Source organism: Flavobacterium sp. IB48 (assembly GCF_016405855.1).
In the GTDB taxonomy this organism is placed as follows: domain Bacteria; phylum Bacteroidota; class Bacteroidia; order Flavobacteriales; family Flavobacteriaceae; genus Flavobacterium; species Flavobacterium ginsengisoli.
In genome coordinates, this window is the sequence record NZ_JAEFCA010000003.1 from 430603 (window position 1) to 450985 (window position 20383).

General features: G+C 33.8%; 18 protein-coding genes and 1 riboswitch. Of the genes, 4 read left to right on the forward strand and 14 right to left on the reverse strand.

Going from position 1 to position 20383, the window contains the following annotated elements:
* Nucleotides 1-49: 49 nt before the first annotated feature.
* From JC605_RS12590 to JC605_RS12620, 7 genes are all read right to left on the reverse strand, one after another.
* On the reverse strand, nucleotides 50-1144 hold the full coding sequence (locus tag JC605_RS12590) for an AI-2E family transporter (RefSeq protein WP_198856523.1): 1095 nt from the start codon (nucleotides 1142-1144) through the stop codon (nucleotides 50-52).
* A 111-nt stretch (nucleotides 1145-1255) separates the two neighbouring features.
* Entirely contained in the window at nucleotides 1256-1981 is a 726-nt protein-coding gene (locus JC605_RS12595; protein WP_198856524.1) for an ion channel, read from the reverse strand.
* A gap of 74 nt (nucleotides 1982-2055) precedes the next feature.
* On the reverse strand, nucleotides 2056-3624 hold the full coding sequence (locus JC605_RS12600) for an MFS transporter (RefSeq protein WP_198856525.1): 1569 nt from the start codon (nucleotides 3622-3624) through the stop codon (nucleotides 2056-2058).
* Nucleotides 3625-3627: 3 nt separating this feature from the next.
* Entirely contained in the window at nucleotides 3628-4692 is a 1065-nt protein-coding gene (locus tag JC605_RS12605; protein WP_198856526.1) for an HlyD family secretion protein, read from the reverse strand.
* Nucleotides 4693-4703: 11 nt separating this feature from the next.
* Nucleotides 4704-6050 carry a TolC family protein gene (locus JC605_RS12610; RefSeq protein ID WP_198856527.1) on the reverse strand — a complete coding sequence of 449 codons (1347 nt, stop codon included), beginning with the start codon at nucleotides 6048-6050 and terminating at the stop codon, nucleotides 4704-4706.
* A 329-nt stretch (nucleotides 6051-6379) separates the two neighbouring features.
* Nucleotides 6380-6856 (reverse strand): cupin domain-containing protein, encoded by a 477-nt coding sequence (locus JC605_RS12615; protein ID WP_198856528.1) that lies wholly within the window; start codon nucleotides 6854-6856, stop codon nucleotides 6380-6382.
* On the reverse strand, nucleotides 6857-7849 hold the full coding sequence (locus JC605_RS12620) for an NADP-dependent oxidoreductase (protein ID WP_198856529.1): 993 nt from the start codon (nucleotides 7847-7849) through the stop codon (nucleotides 6857-6859).
* Between the two features lie 92 nt (nucleotides 7850-7941).
* On the opposite strand from JC605_RS12620, the gene JC605_RS12625 reads away from it, so the two are divergent.
* Nucleotides 7942-8322 carry a helix-turn-helix domain-containing protein gene (locus JC605_RS12625; RefSeq protein ID WP_198856530.1) on the forward strand — a complete coding sequence of 127 codons (381 nt, stop codon included), beginning with the start codon at nucleotides 7942-7944 and terminating at the stop codon, nucleotides 8320-8322.
* 170 nt (nucleotides 8323-8492) lie between these two features.
* Here JC605_RS12625 and JC605_RS12630 read toward each other — a convergent pair whose 3' ends face one another.
* The 6 genes from JC605_RS12630 to JC605_RS12655 all read right to left on the reverse strand — a co-directional run bounded on the left by JC605_RS12630 (nucleotide 8493) and on the right by JC605_RS12655 (nucleotide 15583).
* The gene (locus tag JC605_RS12630) at nucleotides 8493-9971 is read right to left on the reverse strand and encodes an aminotransferase class V-fold PLP-dependent enzyme (protein WP_198856531.1); all 1479 of its coding nucleotides are present in this window, start codon (nucleotides 9969-9971) and stop codon (nucleotides 8493-8495) included.
* A gap of 54 nt (nucleotides 9972-10025) precedes the next feature.
* Nucleotides 10026-11015 carry a TlpA disulfide reductase family protein gene (locus JC605_RS12635; protein ID WP_198856532.1) on the reverse strand — a complete coding sequence of 330 codons (990 nt, stop codon included), beginning with the start codon at nucleotides 11013-11015 and terminating at the stop codon, nucleotides 10026-10028.
* 247 nt (nucleotides 11016-11262) lie between these two features.
* Nucleotides 11263-11363: riboswitch (SAM riboswitch) on the reverse strand.
* A gap of 215 nt (nucleotides 11364-11578) precedes the next feature.
* Entirely contained in the window at nucleotides 11579-12034 is a 456-nt protein-coding gene (locus JC605_RS12640) for a response regulator (protein WP_198856533.1), read from the reverse strand.
* 2 nt (nucleotides 12035-12036) lie between these two features.
* On the reverse strand, nucleotides 12037-14709 hold the full coding sequence (locus tag JC605_RS12645) for a PAS domain S-box protein (protein WP_198856534.1): 2673 nt from the start codon (nucleotides 14707-14709) through the stop codon (nucleotides 12037-12039).
* Between the two features lie 232 nt (nucleotides 14710-14941).
* Nucleotides 14942-15145, reverse strand: coding sequence for a hypothetical protein (locus JC605_RS12650; protein WP_198856535.1), 204 nt, complete (start codon nucleotides 15143-15145; stop codon nucleotides 14942-14944).
* Nucleotides 15146-15322: 177 nt separating this feature from the next.
* The gene (locus JC605_RS12655) at nucleotides 15323-15583 is read right to left on the reverse strand and encodes a hypothetical protein (protein ID WP_198856536.1); all 261 of its coding nucleotides are present in this window, start codon (nucleotides 15581-15583) and stop codon (nucleotides 15323-15325) included.
* A gap of 218 nt (nucleotides 15584-15801) precedes the next feature.
* On the opposite strand from JC605_RS12655, the gene JC605_RS12660 reads away from it, so the two are divergent.
* From JC605_RS12660 to JC605_RS12670, 3 genes are all read left to right on the forward strand, one after another.
* On the forward strand, nucleotides 15802-16632 hold the full coding sequence (locus tag JC605_RS12660; protein WP_198856537.1) for an AraC family transcriptional regulator: 831 nt from the start codon (nucleotides 15802-15804) through the stop codon (nucleotides 16630-16632).
* A 102-nt stretch (nucleotides 16633-16734) separates the two neighbouring features.
* Nucleotides 16735-17625, forward strand: a complete 891-nt coding sequence (gene ygiD, locus JC605_RS12665) for a 4,5-DOPA dioxygenase extradiol (protein WP_198856538.1) — start codon at nucleotides 16735-16737, stop codon at nucleotides 17623-17625.
* Nucleotides 17622-18359: an alpha/beta hydrolase gene (locus JC605_RS12670; protein ID WP_198856539.1), complete on the forward strand. Its 738-nt coding sequence runs from the start codon at nucleotides 17622-17624 to the stop codon at nucleotides 18357-18359. The genes ygiD and JC605_RS12670 overlap by 4 nt, the downstream gene beginning before the upstream one ends.
* A 68-nt stretch (nucleotides 18360-18427) precedes the next feature.
* Here JC605_RS12670 and JC605_RS12675 read toward each other — a convergent pair whose 3' ends face one another.
* Nucleotides 18428-20290 (reverse strand): TonB-dependent siderophore receptor, encoded by a 1863-nt coding sequence (locus JC605_RS12675; protein WP_198856540.1) that lies wholly within the window; start codon nucleotides 20288-20290, stop codon nucleotides 18428-18430.
* Nucleotides 20291-20383: the final 93 nt, after the last annotated feature.

Consider the following 20383-nt stretch of genomic DNA (forward strand, 5'->3'; position numbering starts at 1 on the left):
TGAATTATAAATTGTGAATTGTAAATTACTGCTAAAAATAATTCACAATTTAAACAATCTCAATATCTTCTGCTGGTTCTTCAACAGGCTCTATATTGTCGTCTAACCAAGCAACAAAAAGTTTGTAACCTATTGAAAATACAATTGGTCCTACAAACAACCCAATAAAACCCGACATGATAAAACCACCAATTACACCAAGAAAAATAACAAGCATTGGCACAAGCGCGCCTTTTCCTAATAAGAGCGGTTTTAAGACATTATCTGATAATCCGCTGATGATGAAAAATACCGTCCAAAAAATGGCATAACCAGAATCTCCTGTTGAGAAAAGATAAATGATAACTCCAATATTAATAATAATTGGTCCAATCTGTAAAATAGAAAATATAAGACAAATCAAAGTCAAAATTCCTGCATACGGAATATCAGCACAAAACAATCCAATCGCCTGAATAATAGTTTGAATAACCGCAACTCCCAAAATTCCTTTCACGACTTGATAAATTGTAGAAACCGAAATTGTCATAATCTCTTCAGCCTCATTTCCAGCAATTTTTTTAAGGAATTTCATAAAAAAAGCTTTTCCACCTGGCGATACTAATAAAATACCTGCAATAATAATAGATAGAATAAACTGAAGAAAAGCAGCTCCAGAACTCAAAATGCTAGCCATAATTTTAGAAGTTAATTCTTTTATCTGGTCTTGGTATTTAATAACTCCCTGTTCCAAATCTGTCGACATCGAAAGTAAAAATTCGTAAAGCGGTTTTCCTATTATTGGCCATTCTTTTATAGAAGCTCCGGGTGGCGTAATTTTTAGCGTTCCTGCATCAAAACTATCTTTCAATTCTAAGAAATTTCCCGTTGCCGCTTTTAGGAAATAAATTAAAGGCAATATCATTATAGCGATAATCAAAATAGTAATGACAACTGAAGCCAATGCTTTACGGCCTTTCAGAATTTTCTGCAACGAATTAAACAAAGGATAAAATACCACCGACAGAATTACAGCCCAGAGAATTGGCATAAAAAAAGGTAGCAGCAATTTAAGACAAAATCCTACAAGGAGAAAAATGAAAAATAACTGCAAAATAGTATCAAAGAGTTCTTTTCTCTTATTCGAATTAGTTGTTGTTTTCATGGTTATATTTTTTAATGGTGAATGGTAATTATGAGTTGTAAATTGTGAATTGTTAATGGTAAATGATTTCTCTCCACAAATCTCTTTTCTAACTTCTTTCTTATTAATACTCTAATCTTGGTTCTTGCCTCTTGATTCTTCTTTACTTCCAGTCTTATTAATAGAGAAATTAGCATCAGAAACCAGTCTTCCAATTAAGATAACAGGATATAAAACGCCTGTAAGAACTTCTATTTGAACTAAAGAGCGTGCCAACGGATGAAGAGGAACTATTTCTCCAAAACCTGTTGAAGTCATACTGATGTAGCTGAAATACATAAAATTAGCTTGGTCGCTATTGCTTGCAAATTTTGACTCTGCAATCTGAAAAGAACCTTCTATATGGTTATAAAGAAATAAATAAAGCACCGACCAAAAGTGAACTAAAAGCATATAGACTACAATAGATCCTATGATGCGATAATTGGTTACAGGACCTGGCTCTAAAACTTTTACTAAAACCAAAGAGATTAAAAGAAGCATAATAGCAACCGAAAAAATAAGATCGGCAAATAAAATAAAGATATTATGATTTAAGTAATTAATCCATTGTATAATAAGAAATAGAATAGGGATTATTGAAATACTTATGGCTTGCTTTCTATGTTTTGATAATGCCACAATTCCCGCAAAAAGAAACAGCATCCAAAATATATTGACAGCCACCATAAAATGGGATTTACTCCCAAAAAACGGAATAGCAATAAAATGCATGATACACAAAAGTATCAGCATGCCACTAAGTCCCTTTTCTTGGGTCCAAAAGCGGTATAAAAAACGATCTTTCTTTGCTATCATAATATAAATCAATGCTTAATTAGTTCCTTTTTCTAAAGTCTCATTTCTTGCTTCTTCATTTAGTTTCCTCATTCTCAAATCGGTATTGGTTCTACTTCTACTCTTCCTATTGGTCTGCGCCAAAGTTTGAAAATCAGAATAATAAAAATGGGCAGAAAACAAATTGCCGACATGACGAGATAAATATCTTTGTAAGCTAACAAAATAGAAGCTTGCGAAGTTTGGTTAGAAAGACTTTTTTCTGCTTTTTTCTGCGCCTCAGCATCAGATAATCCCTGGAATAAAAATTTCTTTTTTGAATTTTCTAGCTGGCTTTCTGCTTGCTTGTTTATTGCACTTAACTGCTGACTTAAGCCGGTTTTATGCTGTACATTCATTTTCGAAATAAAGGTTCCCAAAATAGCCCCGCCCAATAAAGACGCAAAAATGGCTTGAGCTATAATTCCTGTCATCATCCGTGAAGTGCTTAGCTGCGGTGGAACTCCTTCTGAAATATAGAGTAACGAAACAGGAAAAATAAATCCCATTCCTACCCCTTTAAAAATTAAGGGCAAATAAAAATCAGAGGCATCGATTCCTGGATAGAACCTGAAGTAGAGCGTAATATGATAAATTCCGTAACAGGCAAAACCAATTACCCAAATTGTGGCCAAATAAATTCGTTTGTATAAAAGATAAGTCGAAAGTGGAATCGAAATGCATAATCCGATCAGCAATGAAAGATGTGTTACTGCCCCAAGAACAGAATCAAATCCTAAAACATTGGTCATATAACCTGTAACTACGCTTCCTGTTCCGTTCATTATCCCGATATAAAACATCATTAAAGCACCTACAATTACATTTTTAAATTTGTAAACATCGGGATTAATTAAAGGTTCTGGCGTAAATCGAACGTGAAGCAGATAAATGCCCACAGTAATAAATAAAAATGCAAAAGCGAGAGTTATTTTAGGGTCGCTAAGCCAATTTCTCGTTTGTCCTTCAGCACACAAAAAAAGAATAATCGCAAAGAATAAAACCATAATAATCCAACCTCTCCAATCAAATTGAAATTTGGTTTTAAGAGGTGCAACATCAGCTTTGTAAAAATACCAAGCCAGAATAATACAGATTAAAAAATTGAGATTTAAGAAATAAACTCCAAATGTCCAGTTATGAAAACTTACAAAATTTGCTCCTAAATATTGATACAAATGCTGACTCCCTTTTTGTATAAACTGAAAAATGCCATACATCAAAGCCATATTTAACGCTGGATTGTATTTTAATAAAATAGGCACCATAGAAGCAAATATTCCGATTATGGAAACAATTGCTAAAAGAGAACGACATAAAACAAACCACGCAATAGTTGGCGCAAACAATGAAGCAGTATTAAATAAAAGTGATAAAAATGAAACCGATAAAATCATGGTACGCACTTTAATTTGTTTTCCTAATTTTAATCCTAAAGGCAAAAAAGCTAGCATGGAAAAAATGGGAATGTAAACGGCGTAACTAAAAGCAGTAGTAGAAGGTGCAAAATGTCCTAATAGCTGCGAATTATCATAAGTCGTTACATTCAATCCGTTAAAAAAAGGAATCGTCAGGATATACAATCCTGTCAGTGTAAAAAGGCTCCTTTTTTTTCCTGCAAACATCTTTTACTTTTTTACTTTAACTGTAACATTCATTCCTGGTCTTACATCTTGAAGCTCTTTAGACGAAACTTCAAATTCAATTTTAACGGGAATACGCTGCGTGATTTTTACAAAATTTCCGGTCGAATTATCTGGTTCTACCATCGAGAATTTGGCTCCTGTTGCTGGCGAAAAACCCATTACTTTTCCTTTAAATTCTTTTCCGTCCAGAGCATCGATTGTAATAGTAACCCCTTGACCTTGCTTTATTTTTTCGATTTGAGTTTCTTTAAAATTCGCAGAAATCCATAGTTTTTCACTCAGCACCATGGTGGCAATAGTTTGATTGGCATTAATTAATTCGCCAATAGATAAATTTCTTTCGCCAATAAAACCATCCGCGGGCGAGATAATTGCCGTATAAGACAACTGAAGTTTGGCCGCATCCAAATCGGCTTTCTTTCTAGCAACAGTTGCTGTAGCAGCTTCCAGATTAATCGAACTTTGTTTGGTCATAGAGCTACTTGCATCTAAGCCTTTTCTTCCTGCTTTAACATAAGCTTCTTCCGATTTTAATTTGGAAATAACCTGATCGTACTGATTTCGCGTTACAGCCGAATCTGCATACATATTTTTAAAGCGCTGATAATCTTTTTGGGCTTTTTCTAAACTGGCCAAATCTCCTGCTAATTTTTCTTTTCCCGAAGCCTGATTAGAAACTGAAGTTGTAATATTTTGCTCTAACGAATGTAGATTTCCTTCGGCTATAGCCAAATCTGCATCGGCTTGTCTAACTTTAATGAGGTATTCTACATCATCTAAAACAACCAAAGTATCTCCCTTATGCACCAACTGATTGGATTCAAATTTTATTTCTTTAATATGTCCCGTAGCGCGAGCCACAATATTGTTCATATAAGCTTCGACCTGAGCATTATTTGTAGTTTCGTAAGAACTGAAATCGAAGAATAGGCTTAAAATCCACAATCCTCCTGTTATTAAAAAAACAAAAGACAAAATCGTAAGAACTCTGTTTCTTCTTTTTTCGCTTTTCTGAATTGCGCTATTTTGTATATCTGCTTCGCTCATAACAAGATAAATTAAAGTTTGCCCATTGCGTATTGAAGTGAATAGTATTGAATAATCAAATCTAAATTGGCATTTACCAACGAAATACGAGAGTTGTTTAATTGTAATTCGGCATCTACAATCTCACTTATTAAAGCAAAATCATTGTCGTATCGGCTTTTTACAATTTTATAATTGCTCATAGACAATTCTACATCTTTCTTATAGGTTTTGATGTTTTCTTTGCTTTCTGCATATCTCACATAAGCATTTTTAACTTCTGTAGAAATCTGATCTTTGGTCACTTCTAGAGCTAAATTGCTTTTATCAATTTCCAATTTGTCTCCGCTTATGCGATGTTTTAAATTGTAAAAACTAGAAATATCCCAATTTAAAGAAAGTCCTGCAGCCCAATAATTAAGTAGATTAACATAATTGGGCCATTGCGCCGGATATTCTGTATTTAGAATAAGATTTGCGTTTAAATTAGGTTTAAATCCGCTTTTGGTTAAACTCAATGATGATTCTGATAATTTGATTTTTACGGCGGCCCGTTTTATCTCTTCGCGGTTAGCAAAAGCTTCTTCTAAACTTTGCTGCAAATTCATACTTTCTGTCGGAATCATGCTTTCTGCCACTTCTGGTTTCAGAATGGTGTTATTTGGAAAACCAATCAATATATCAAGATAATTACTGATTAATTCGATGGTATTGGTACTTCTAAAGACCGAAACCTTAAAGTTTGATTGCTGTAATTCGGTTCTTAAAAGATCACTCGTCAAGTTCTGGCCATTCTTTACACGCGATTTTAATTGATTGATTCGGATATCGGTATTTATAATATTTTGTTTTGTAACCTCAATCTGACGGTATAGTTTTTCGAGTGTAAAATATTGCTCTGTTATGGCGTTTTTAACATCAGCTTCGGTCATTCTCACAGCAGATTGCTGCATTTGGGTAATTAATTCCTGCTGATTAATTCTAGTATTAAGAGCGTTTCCTGCGTAAATTGGAAGCGAAGAAACAACATTGGCAAATGCCTGATGATTGTAATAATCTACAGTAACTTGGCTTTCATAAAATCCGTTATACAATTTAGGATCGCCAATATAATTGTATCCGCCATTTAAGTTTATCCTTGGCATTTTTGCAATTTTAGCCTGACCAACATTTTCGTTAGCAATAGCCAAATCAGCATTTGCCAGTTTTAATTGCTGGTTATTTTTAATGCCTAATAAAATTGCTTCGTCGAGCCTTATTTTTTTTGCAGAGGCGAGGCTAACGGTATCTTGCTGCGCAAAACTTAAGTTAGAACCGCAGCACAATAAAACTAGAGCCAAATGTTTTATGTTTGGAGCTCTAAATTGCCAATAACTCATTCGATTATATTGATTTAATTTTGCTTTTTTCGGGAATTTGTAATCAATATTATTTAGCAAACATTTCAGATAAACTTGCAAATTCACCTGTTTTTAAAGTAGCAGTACAGGCTTAGAAATTTGCTTTTTTTAAGGCAGTTATTTTTTGAATCAAATATAGATAATTAATAATCAATACTTTAAAACAAAAATTTAAAATGGTTTCATTTTATAAGATGAAACCATTTTGAAACTTTTTTAAGTCTATCCAAAGACAAAAAAAAAAGCAATAATCAAGTAGATTATTGCTTTTTACAAATAAATCAAAATATAGTTTTCGGCGTATAATTCTATTTTTCAGCTTTTGCAGCATCTAGCAAAACTGCCAATTGAATACAAGAAGAGTCTGAGCGATTGCTCCAAGCGTGATTGGTTCCTCTCTGAATTACGATATCTCCAGCTCTCAATAAAGTTTCCTCTTCATCAACAATTAGATAAATTTCACCAGAAATTATGATAATATAATCTAAAGTATCGGTCTGATGCATCAAAGGATGCGGTTGTCCTTCTGTGACTATAATGCCTAAATCTTTATCAGGTGGAATCTGGACGTAACGAAAATAGCTTCCGTTTTTGGGTGTGTTTGGAAAAGCCGTATTCTCAATAACTTTTTCTTCAAATTTCGCTGGTGTCGAATCTGTTGACCAGATATCCGAAATAATCAAACCCGGAAAATGTTCCGATACATTGGTCACAATTTCATCTTGTTCTATAATCGATTTTCCGTTTCGTAAACCAGTTACGATTCTTCTTGGTATTGTTTTCATTTAATTAATCTTCATTATTAATTTTCTGCCACCGGTTTTGTTTTCTCTCAAAATCTTAAGCGCTTTATCTACCGTTTCTTTGCTCAATTCTCCTATTACATCAATATGGGGAGCTGTAATTATTTCATTCTCCACTAAATGATTCAATTCTGACAATCCTTTTTTATAGTAATCATATTGCTTTTCAATTCCATACGCATAGTTTGAAATATTATGAATTGTAGCTCCTTTCGAAAAAAGTATACCACGCGATTCTGCAGTAGAAAAGTTCGTAACATCAATATACTTTCCGTTTATTTTTAAAAGTTTTGCTGCTATTTCAGCAACATTATTTCCAACTAAATCTACTGCTATATCAAATTTTTTATTTCCATTTAAAACAAAAGCCGCTTCGTAAATTGCTTCTTTTCTGTAATTGATAATTTGTTCTGGTTTGACTCCAAGATTTAATAAAGATTTTATACTTTCTTCGTTTCCAGCTGTTACCACAAAATTGGTAAAACCTTTAGCGATAAGCAGTTTAATAAAAACGTTTCCTACTCCTCCAGCCGCACCTGTAATCAATATCGAATCGGTTAACGTAACATTCATTCTCTTAAAAGATTGCAAAGCCGTAAGTCCAGCTGATGGAATTCCTGCCGCCTCTTCAAAAGAAATATTCTGAGGTTTTTTTACTGCAATTCCTTCTGGAATACAAATATATTCTGCATAAGTACCATTTGACCCCATACTTCCAGAACCGCAAAAAATAGCATCTCCAATTTTAAATTCCGTAACCTCAGCGCCAACTGCTGTAATTATACCCGAAAATTCTCTTCCTAAAATTGGCGAATGTATTAGCTTTCTTTCCGAGCCGTTTTCGGTCATTTGATAATCAATCGGATTAAATCCTGAAGCCATAATTTTTACCTGAATCTGATGTGGTTCAGGTTGTGGAATTGCTACTGTTTCCAGCTTAAATTCTCGGTTTTCCTGTAATACAATTGCTTTCATTTTTATCATTTTAGTTTACAAAAGTATCGCCGTAATGCTTTATTTTTGTTATGGGTTAACCCAAGGTAACCGGTTACCAAATAGATACTAGTATGGCAAAAATTAACGATAATGGAGTGCTCCGCGAAGCCAATTGTTCTGAAGAACTTATGGCAATGCGTGACAGTCTTGATGTTTTGGGCGGTAAATGGAAATTGATGATTCTAAGGTTTTTAACCAACAGAACGCATCAGGTGATTCATTTTAAAAAAATGCAACGTGAAATTGATGGTATTTCGGCTAAAATGCTCAGCAAAGAACTCAAAGAATTGGAGACCAATTTACTCATTACCAGATCCGAACAAAATACCAAACCCGCGACTGTCGTTTATGCCATTACCGAATATGGCAAATCGGTGCTTCCTGTTACCGAAACCTTAGTCAATTGGGGACTGGCACATAGAGAAAAAATTATCGAATCGATTAGTAAATAAATTTTAAACACATAGAAAGATAGTTTTATCTATAAATACGTTTCAGTTGTTCAAAAACATAGCGATTTGAGAAATTAGTTTATTTCTAAGTCTTTTTACAAAATAGAAAAATCTATGTTTCTATGGGTAAAACCTAACAGGTTCTGAAAACCTGTTAGGACTACTACTAACTAATCTAACTTAAACCAATCTTTTACCTCTTTTTCTATATTATCTTTTATTTTGGGATTTTCAAATTCGTTTGAAACCGAATTGTATTCGTAATCTTTTTTCCATTTTTTATAATTCAACGCTACTTTTTCAATTGCGTCACAGATATAAAAAAGTTCTTCATTAGTCGTAATGGGATGCAAGGATAAACGAACCCAACCTGGTTTATTGGTCTGATTTCGCTGCAATAATTCATTGGTAATTTCAGCCGATTTCTTTTCATTGATATTGAAGAGATAATGCGCATAAGTACTGGCGCAAGACCAGCCTCCGCGAACCTGAATCCCGAAACGATCATTTAAAAGCCTTACAATCAAATTGTAGTGAATATCTTCGATTACAAAAGAAACACAACCAATTCTTTCTGTTGTTAAATCTCCTAGAATAGATAATCCGGGAATTTTTTGTAGTCTAGAAAAACAGAGATCGAGCAATTCTTTTTCTCTATTTTTAATATTTTCCACTCCCATCTGCTCTTTTAATTCTAAAGCCAAAGCAGTTCTAATAACTTGTAGAAAACCTGGAGTTCCACCATCTTCTCTAACTTCTATAACATCGCTGTAACAATATTTTCCTAAAGGATTGGTCCATTTTACGTTGCCTCCACCTGGATTATCAGGAAAATCGGATTGGTATAATTTTTCATTGAAAACCAAAATACCGCAAGTTCCAGGTCCGCCTAAAAATTTATGAGGCGAAAAGAAAATCGCATCCAATTGTTCTTCTGGATCTTTTGGATGCATATTGATTTTGACATATGGTGCAGAAGCTGCAAAATCTACAAAACAAAGTCCGCCATTTTGATGCATAATTTTGGCCAATTCATGATATGGTGTAATAATTCCGGTAACATTCGAACAAGCCGTAAACGAACCTATTTTTAAGCTTCGATCGGCATATTTTTTAATTTCATCTGAAAGAACTTTTGGATCAACCAGATTGTTTTCGTCTGGCGAAAGAATTACAACATCTGCATTAATTTCATACCACGGAACTTGATTGGAATGATGTTCCATGTGCGTGATAAAAACAACTGGTTTATCTGCTTCCAATTCGTAGTTTTTTCGCACTCCAATAATACGCTGCAGTTTAGATAAAGCAGCCGTCATTCCGCTTCCTGTTGTAACTAAAACATCTGATTCGCTGGCATTAACCGCTTTTTTAATAATTTCTCTAGCGTGCTGATAGGCATAAGTAGACGTTTTTCCTGTCTGACTAGAAAATGAATGCGTATTGGCTATCATTGGACCAATTTTATTAAGCATTATATCTTCAATCGGAGTGTATAATCTTCCACTGGCAACCCAGTCTGCATAAACTAGATTTTGTTCTCCGTAAACCGATTCAAAAGTATGCTCAATTCCTACTGTGTTTTCTCTAAACTTAGAGAAGTGACACTCCGATTCTGTTGGTTTTATTGTTGGCTCAATAGCATTCATATCCTTATCATTTTAAATTAACTAATTGTATTTTTTGTTGTGCTTTTTTTAGAATCAAATTTTATTCTCCAAAAGCGCTTTTAATGTAGACTGCAATTCTTCTCCGTGCAGGTTTTTGGCAACGATTATTCCTTTTGAATCCACTAGATAATTACCCGGAATTGCTCTTACACCATATAATTTGGCAACAGCACTGTTCCAGAAAAGCAAGTCAGAAACATGTGTCCATGTCAAATTATCGTCTTGAATTCCTTTAATCCAGTTTTCTTTCTTTTTATCTAATGAAATTGCTACGATATTGAATCCTTTATCATGAAATTCTTTGTAAGCCGCAACAATATTTGGATTCTCTTTTCGGCATGGTCCACACCACGAAGCCCAAAAATCAACCAAAGTGTAGCCTTTTAAATTATCATAAAGGCGAACTGGTTTTCCATCAGGATCTTTGGCAGTAAAATCTGGGGCTTTTTTACCAACCGCCAATCCGTCTAATACGGTAACCAGTTCTTTTAGTTCTTTCACGTAAGTGATATTCTGAAGGCTTTTATCTAGTAAAGCAATATTTTGAGTGATTTGCTCTGGTGTTAATCTATACGACCAGTTTCTATATAAAACATAAGCCGAAACAATAGATTTCGGATGTTCTGTAATGAATTTACTAATTTCAACATCTTTGGTCTTTTTATAGGTTTCGAACAAATCTTGAGAAGCCGAACCTTCAACCACGGAAGCCGTATAATATTTCTTCGGACTTAGTTTTACTGTTATCGGATCTTTTTCAAGAAAAATATACAATGGCGAACTTTCTGTATTGACGCTTAGACCGTATAATTCTGGCGTTTTTACTTTCGTTTTAAAACTAAAATTTCCGTCTTTTACTTTTGCCGAATCAATAGTGGTAAACATTTTATTGTGAAACTTCTGCAAGTAAACATATTGTGCCACTGTGTCGACAACAGTTCCTTTCAATTGTAAATTGCTTTCTTGAGCTTGAGTTTGAAGCGCTCCAAGAAACAAAGCAAAACCTAGTAGTATTTTTTTCATTTTATTTTTAGTATTTTAAGATTAGACAAAAGAATTTTGTGCCAATGCCTAAAGCCATTAACGCTATTGTTATTTTATAAAAGAAATCTGGAAAAGATTACTGTTTCAGAATTCAGAAAAAGGCAAAGCTATTTTCTTCAAAAATTGAATTCAAAAGTTCATAACCGGCATATAATATTGATTCTGCTTTCATTGTAATAAAAATTTTTAGTATGGATGATCTTAAACAGATTTACTGAAGAAATCTTTCTTATCTACCCGCACACGGCGGAAGGATTTAGCACCTTATTCGGCAACAGGTTGCTAAGACTTCATTGGGCCTATTCCCTCAGTCTTTCTGGATAAGTATCATTATATAACTTTTCTGCGATACAAATATATACTAATTCTACCTAATTAGTCAAGTTTAAGGTGTGATTTTTTATTTTTTTTATTAAAAAACACTTTTACAAATCACAAACGCTTAAAAATCAACAAGTTAAATCTAAAAAATATTATTTAGGACTGGCATTTTTTATAAAAGAAATTCATACGTTTTACTCTTAAAAGAGAAAAAACATTATTTATTCTGGAAGAAAAACGTGTAAATATTTATTTTTTTCAAGGCTAGAAAGACCTTCTTTCAGTCCGTTTTTGAGGTTTGAAGTAATTAATCCCAACACTTGTTTTAGATCATTGAAATTATTGGGTTTCACAAAATAACAGACAGCACCCAAATTGGCAGCGGCATCCATATCATTTTTATATGACGAAGTCGAAATCATTATTACAGGAATGTCTTTATAATGTTCCTCTGCCTTTAATTGTTTTAAACATTCCCAGCCATTCATAATCGGCATATTTAAATCTAAGAAAACAACACCTGGCACTTTATCTTGAGCTTTCAACAATTTTAGCACTCCGCTTCCATTTTCAGAACAATGGCAAACAATACTTTCATCTATCTCCGCCAATGCTTCACAGAACATTTCTGCATCGTCCTTATCATCATCAGCTAATAAAATCATATTTTCTCCCATAATTAAATGTCTTTTGCTTTTTGTACAAACGGCAAGGTAATAATAAAAATAGCTCCTTTGTTAGAAATTCCTGTTGCAGTAATGCTTCCGCCATGACGTTCGGCTATTTTTTTGCAAAGTGACAAACCTAGACCTGTACCTTCGTATCGATCCTTAGAATTTAATCGCGTAAAAGTTTCAAAAATGCGTCCTGTTTGATCAAGGTCAAAACCAATTCCGTTATCCTCTACTGTAATTATTGCCACTTTATTACCTGCTTCAATTTGTTCTGTTGCTGTAATATTAATTTGAGGCGGAATGTTTTCTTGGGCGAATTTAATAGAATTATTAATTAGATTATAAAACAGCTGATATAGCAATACCGAAGCTCCTTCTATAACTGGAAGCTCTTCAAAATAAATTTTGCCATTTGCTTCCTGAAGCGCAATTTCAAGATCATTTTCTATGTTTTTAATCACTTCGTTTAAATCGACTATTGTTGTTTTTTGCGAATCGGCATTCATTTTAGAATACGCAAGAACACCATCAATCATATTAAACATACGATCTGCTGCAACATGAATTCGTTCAATATATTTTGATGAAGATTCGTCTAACTGCTCTTCCATATGCTCTTCTAAGCGGCTCAAAAAGGTCTTTATTTTTCGAACAGGCTCTTTTAAATCGTGCGAAGCAACGTGAGCAAACTGCTGTAAATCTTCATTAGAACGCTGTAATTCTTTTGTACGATCTGCTACTAGAATTTCTAGTTTTTCGGTCGTAGACTTTTGTTCATGAATATCGGTACAAGTTCCAAACCAATTAGTAAGCACCCCTTCTTTATCTCTAATAGGAAGCGCTTTACTTAAAAACCAGCGGTATTCGCCTGTATTTGCATTTCTTAAGCGAAACTCTATCTGATAAGGAAATTCTGCACGAACACTTTCGTACCATCTTTTAGAAACCAAATACACATCATCGGGATGCAATTTTGAAATCCAGCTCGAATCTCCAAATTCATGTTCTTCAAAACCTGTATATTCGTACCAGCGACTGTTGTAGTAATCGACAAAACCATCTGGATCTGCTGTCCAAATAATTTGAGGAATAAGATCTGCAAGCTGTCTAAACTTTTCTTCGCTTTCTGTGATAACGTTTTGAAGTTCTTTCTGCGAAGTAATATCACTTGATGCTCCAAACCATTCGATAATTTTTTCTTGATCGTCTAATATCGGAACTACTCTTGAAAAAACCCATCTAACAGAATCGTCCTCATTAACTGCTTTATGTTCCATTTCAAAAATGGATTTTTCGACAATCGATTTAGATATAAGGTCAACGGCTTGTCGCAAATCTGTAGTATGAATAAACTTATCCAACCAATTGATGCCACGTTCTCCCGAATTAGACAAGCCTCCTTCTCCTTCCAAATTTTGCATAATCATCCAATCGGCATCCATTCGATAAACCAGGTCTGATGATGCGTTGACTAAAGCTCGAAAACGGCTTTCGCTTTCTTCCATTTTTTGGCGCGCCACAACTTGTTGTGTAACCTCAACCGCTACTTGAATCATTCCTGTTATTTCTCCATCTTCAATTAACGGACGATAAGCCAAGTTATAATAATAGTCTTTTAATTCTCCTGTTCGATTATGCGGAACCAAAACTTCACTTTGGTCAAAAGGAATTCCTTCGTTGTAAACCTTTAAAACCTGTTCCCAAACATATTGTCCTTCCAGTTCTGGCAAGACATCAATCAAGCGCATTCCGATAATTTCTTCTCCGCGACCAATCATTTGCAACATATGCTTATTGATTTGCTCAATTACAAGATTATCGCCTCGCAACACTAACGTTGGTGCCGGTGTTTGATGAATCATTTTGCGGAAACGATTCTCACTTTGCTGCAATTTTTCTTCAGCTTGTTTGCTTTCTGTAATATCCCTTGTAGTTCCTGCGACAAACTCTACTTCTCCTTTTTCATTAAAAACAGGAACAAAAATATAATCGTAAATTCTTCTTCCCAATTCAGCATGAGGAAAAGAAACCGTTCCTCGAATTGGTTTTCTCTCAGAAATCACAGTATCTATTTCTTTTTCGTGCATTTCGGCATGCCAATCTTCGTAACCATTTTCAATTAAACCGCGTCCAATAGAGTCTTCTGCCGTTTTTCCCCACATGCTCAACAAAGCTTTGTTTGCATAGGCAAACTTATAATCACGATCAAATACATAAACCAAATCTGGTGTCCCATTTAATATAGAATCATAAAGTCTTTTTTGTTTTTCTGCATCAATCAATGCATTATTCAGGGCAGTTTCGGCATGCTTCTTTTCGGTAACATCTTCCATTGTCACGACTAACATTTCGTCTTGTTTTACAACAGTAAATCCGAAACATTGTTTTCCATTTTCATCGCCGTACCATTGCTCAAAATTGGCTGTAATACCAGTTTCTGCCGTTTCAATAAATTGCTCCAAAATATTGGTTCCTTCTATTTTAGAGAAAACCGTACTGAATCTTTTGCCTTTGTAGTCTTTATTATCGATCCAGTTTATAATACAAGAATTAAACAACAATATTGAAAAATCTTCTACTTTGTCTTTATTATCGTACAAAGATTTTAAAACTGCAATTCCATTAGGTGCAGAATTAAAAACGGTCTGAAAAAGCTCTAAATTACTTATTAGCTCCATTATCGTACTGAGTGATAGTTTTCTAAAGTTGTTTTATAGTGTAAAAGGCATGTAAATTGTTAATTTCCTTCTCAAATATAGAGAAAAACGCTTTTACTTTAAACATTTGTTAAAAATGATTTTGATTTAATAAGACATCTTTAAACCCCATTATCAATCTCCTATTCTGCATAGCAACAAAAAAGCTGAATCGTTAGGATTCAGCTTTTCGTTTTACGCATTTTACTCGCAATTACTTCTTAATAGAATCAGTCTTAACTGTTGCTGCTGTGTCTATATCGACTGTATCCATGTCTGGTCCTACAGTGTCCATTGTTTTTTGAATAGAATCATTTTCATATGAATCTATCGTAGTGCTTTCGTTCTTTTTACAAGAAAATGATAATCCTGCCAAAAAAACTAAGAGGGCAATTTTTATTTTTATTTGCTTTTTCATAATCGTATATTTTTAATTGAATATTTTCTTCTTTAAATATTATAAAAATAGCGATTTCAGCTTTTAGTTTTTTTACACAATTCCAATAACTTGTTATATATCAATAAATTTACTTTATAAAAATGCTAAACTAGTAATAAAAAAGAGCAGAAGTTTTTCTGCTCTTTTTTATCATTTTTAATCTATTTTAGTTGCATCATTTTCGGCAATATCTCTATTGAAATTATTTTTATGCCTAAGTTCTTCATAATCGGCATCATCTCCCCAATCGCCAGTGTTTTGTTGATGAATAGGATGATTTTCTTCGTTTAACAGTTCCTGTTTGTTTTCATCATTTGGAAAATACATATGGTATCCTAAGATTGGATCCCAATTTGATTCTTGAGTACGATCAATACCATCTTGGAATAAATCGTTTTGTTCATTTCTTGTATCCATTTTCTATAATTTTATACTCTCAAAAATTGAAAGCCCGATTATTATTTTATTCCTAAGTTAGTAAAATTCAATAAATTAAACCATAACTACTTATATCATTTAACGAAAAATTTACATGATTTGCTTATAGACTTTCAATTGATTTTTGATTTAAGCAATAGTCTCCAATAAAATGTCTAAGAATAATAATTACCTTTAGATTCCGCTAAACACCAATTATGACTGAGATTTTCAAAATGTTTAAGATTACGGCTGCCGAATCTGAAAAAATTATGCAATCGGTAAATGAACCTCATGCGCATGATTTTGAAGAACTCATAATTGGAAATAAAGGCCAGTTAGAACATTTCATAGATTTTCAGTCCAAATTGATTGAAGCGCCTTTTATTAGTTTTGTGACTCAAGGAAAAATTCATCGCGCAAAACCTCTCATAAAAGATGGAGATTGCGATATGTGGGTTTTACGATTTAAAAGCGAATTCATCGCTGAAACTACTTTCAGTCTTTATGCTTCTTTTCATGACAAAGCGAATATTAGCTTGCAAAGCAATTATTGTTTTGAAAAATTAGATACCATCTGTAAAATTATTTTTGATGAATACGAACAAGAAGCTCCTGATCTTGCTGTTATCAAACAATTATTGAGCGCACTTTTTACCATTATCGAATCGGAAAGACGAAAGCTAAATTTAGATAACGCTGAATCGAAAAAAATTCAGAGTTCTACTTTTAAAAACTTTTTGAGGTTATTAGAACAGCATTACAAAGAATCTAAAGATGTTAATTTTTACGCAGAAAAACTCTTTATGACTTCGCGCAACTTAAATATTATCTGCCAAAATATTTTACAGCAAAGTGTTTCGGAAATTATTGAAACTAGAAAATTAACCGAAGCCAAAAACTTATTAATGACAACAGATAAAAACATTGCCGAAATAGGTTACGAACTCGGATTTAATGAAAAAACCTATTTTACGCACGCTTTTAAACGAAAAGCAGGAATGACTCCAACAGAATTTAGAGAAGAAATGAAAAAGCTTCTTTCTTAAAAACACAACCTTTCTTCCGAAAATCGTTACCCCTTTCGTTGTAATTAAATGCAATTTTGTATCACAAATAAAAGATACTTTTTAAGCAATTAATTATAAAAAATGAATCGTAAAGATTTTCTAAAAACCATGGCAATTTTACCTATCGGAGCTGCAGCAATGAAACTCAGCTCACTTAAAACTGCTGTAGATACTTTTGGACCTACAGAACGAATGCCAGTTCTTTTTCTAGGACACGGAAATCCGATGAATGCATTGGCAGATAATAATTTTACTCAAAGCTTTCAACAAGTGGCAAAAACACTTCCAAAACCAAGAGCGATACTTTGTATTTCTGCACACTGGGAAACCAAAGGAACTTTTGTAACGGCAATGCAAAAACCGCCAACTATTCATGATTTTGGAGGTTTTCCGCAAGCACTTTTTGATGTGCAATATCCTGCACCTGGAAGTCCAGAATTAGCCTTAGAAACACAAAAATTAATCACTTCAACTTCGGTTGGATTAGATAACAGTTGGGGGTTGGATCATGGATGTTGGACGGTTGTCAAATTTCTTTATCCAAATGCCGATATTCCGGTTATCGAAATGAGTATCGATTACTCGCAACCAGCATTATATCATTATGAACTAGGAAAAGAGCTAGCTGCTTTACGCCGAAAAGGTGTTCTTATTGTTGGAAGCGGAAATACGGTTCACAATTTACGTCTTGCTGCTTGGGACAAAATGATGGTTCCGGGTTACGCTTTTGAATGGGCGCATATTGCGAATGAAAAAATGAAAAACATGATTTTGGATAAGGATCACAAATCGCTCATTCAATTTGACAAACAAGGAAGAGAATTTGAATTGGCCGTTCCAACTCCAGAACATTATCTTCCGTTATTGTACATTTTATCGCTTCAGGAAAAAGACGAAAAAGCAACGATTTTTAATGATGAGCTTGTGGCTGGATCACTCAACATGATGTCTGTAAAAATAGACAAAGCATGAGTTTAAAAAAGTCTTTTTGGATTGCATTTGCCGTCCTTATTACCCTATCAATTTTCAGTTTTACTATTATGAATTCAACTAAAGAAAAAACTAAACTGCATTATTTAATTAGAGAACCCAAAATAAAAACGGCAAATCCGCCCTTGGTGATTTTGCTTCATGGCGTTGGCGGAAACGAGCAAAATCTTTTTTCGTTTGCACCCGAATTGCCCGATAATTTTGTGGTGGTGTCTGCTCGCGGACCATTGACTTTTGGCGCAAATAGTTACGCTTGGTTTCAGGTAGATTTTTCTACAGGAAAACCTCAGATAAATGCTGAACAGGCCGAAAATTCAAGATTAATGCTAATTGATTTTATTAATGATTTAAAATCTGAAGTCCATTTTAATTCTGAAGAAGTTTACTTAATGGGATTTAGCCAAGGCGGAATCATGAGCTATAGTGTTGCACTTACCGCTCCAGAAAAAGTGAAAGGAATTGCCGTAATGAGCGGAAGACTTTTGCCAGAAATAAAACCTTTTATGGCAGATGAAAAGCGTCTTGAAAAACTTAAAATCTTTATTTCTCACGGAAAACAAGATGCTGTTTTAAATTATCAATACGCCATAGACGCTTCTGATTTTCTAAAAACAAAAAATTTACATCCTGATTTTCATTCTTACAAAGAAGGTCACACCGTAAATAGACAAATGTTTGATGATGTCAATCTTTGGCTAAAAAACAATAGTCTTTAACAAAAAAGCCTGTAAACGTAATGTTTACAGGCTTTTTTACAATAATCTAATTTCCTAAATAAAGTAATTTAAAAAGTAACTAATTTCACTCCCAATGTAAACCATCTTGAAGGCAGTGGCACTGCTCCTACTTCATAATACGTTGCATTGAAAATATTTTGTCCATCTAAGAAAATGGTGAATTTATTAATTGCCTGGCTTACTCTAAAGTCATTTACCCAATAAGAAGGCCCTGTAATTCTTTCGTTAAAACGAGTTGCAAACATTACAGATAGATTTCTAAACTGATAATCTATCGTATTGGTAATTTGATGTTTTAATGAAGAAATTGCATATTTTGAATACGTTTCTGTACGTGCTGTTTTAAATTCAGAATCTAAATAAGTGTATCCTAAAAGAATGTTTAATCTAGAATCTTTAGAGAAATCAAATCTGTAAGTTCCACGTAAGTTGATCCCGTTTGTGTTCAAATCTCCAGTGTTCTGACTTTGCCAAGGCACCGTTGTTTCGTTACGCATCCAATCGATATAATTGTCAATTTTTCTGTAGAAATAATTCGCATTTAAGCTCAAAGCTTTTTTGTTGTATTTAAATCCAACTTCACTCTGAAACGCATTTTCCGAATCTAAATCTGGATTTCCGATATTTCCAGTTTGTTTCAAATACAAATCTGTAAACGATGGAATTCTTTGGCTTGTTCCCACATTTCCAATAATTTTAAATGCGTCAGTAATTGCATAACTTGCATCAATTCCTGGATAAATCTGCCATTTGTAATCTGAATTATAGTTTAAATACGTTCCGATGTTTACATCTAACTTTTCCGTAAAACTTGTTCTGTACTCGGCATAAAGACCAACATTATCGCGATCATGATCTCCAATGTTTGAAGAGTGAATATTTTCGTTTCTAAATTCAGCTCCAAAACCAATTTCTCCTTTAGATAATTTTACTGTAGAATTCAATTCTCCCGCAATAGAATTCGTGTAATGCTGACTTCTTCCAACTGTCAAATTTGAATTTCCTAAATAACGGTAATCATCATAATTGTATCTGTAAGTTACTCTCGGCATAATTTTCCAACTATCCGTAATTTGATGATTTGATTGAATGTTAGCAAATGTAGTCTGAACAATTTCGGTAGCATTTTTATCAGTTGGAGCAGCATAAAATCCGTTAGCACCAAATCCGTTATTGATGTAACCTGCAGAACCTAAAATTTCGTTTTTATCATTGATCTGCACATTTCCTTGGTAGAAAATTTTATTGTTTTCGAATGCTGTATTGTAACGGTAACCGTTGCTTTTATCGTGCGAAGCAAAAATTAAATGTTGCTGTTTTTCTTTTCCTAAAACAGCTCCAGCTTGAATTCCTGTTCCGTAATAAGTATCTCCAGTGTCTTCCGTGTCTTTTTCGAAATTAGAACCTGCATAAGTGCTAACCAAAAACCCAGAATCGGTTGGTTTTTTCGTAATAATATTAATAGCTCCCGTTAAACTGTTGATTCCGTAAATTCTTGCTGCCGGACCACGAACAACTTCGATTCTCTCTATTGCCTCAACCGGAAGAGGAAGATTCAACATATTATGAGCCGTTTGCGAATCGATAACTTTTGCTCCATTCAATAAAACAACAGTTTGCTCAAAACTTCCGCCATCAACACTAATGTCGGCTTGCGTTCCAAAAGGTCCTCTTTGTCTAATGTCTACTCCGTTGGCATATTGCAATACTTCTTGCAAGGTTCTTCCTGGAAGTTTTTTTATTGTTTCGCTAGAGATAACATAAACGTTTCTGTTTTGTTTAGAAATTGGCGTGTTAAAACGACCTTCGTTAATAATGACTTCATCCATTTGGTTGATGGAATCATTTTTTGTCTGTGCGTAAAAATTGGTACAAATTACTGTAAAAACAGCAAAATAGATTTTTTTCATTTTGGTTTACTATTTTTTTGGCAAAAGTAAACTCTTACCGTACCAACAAAGTATACCAGTTTAATAATTACAAGTAGTCCGGTTGAAATTCTA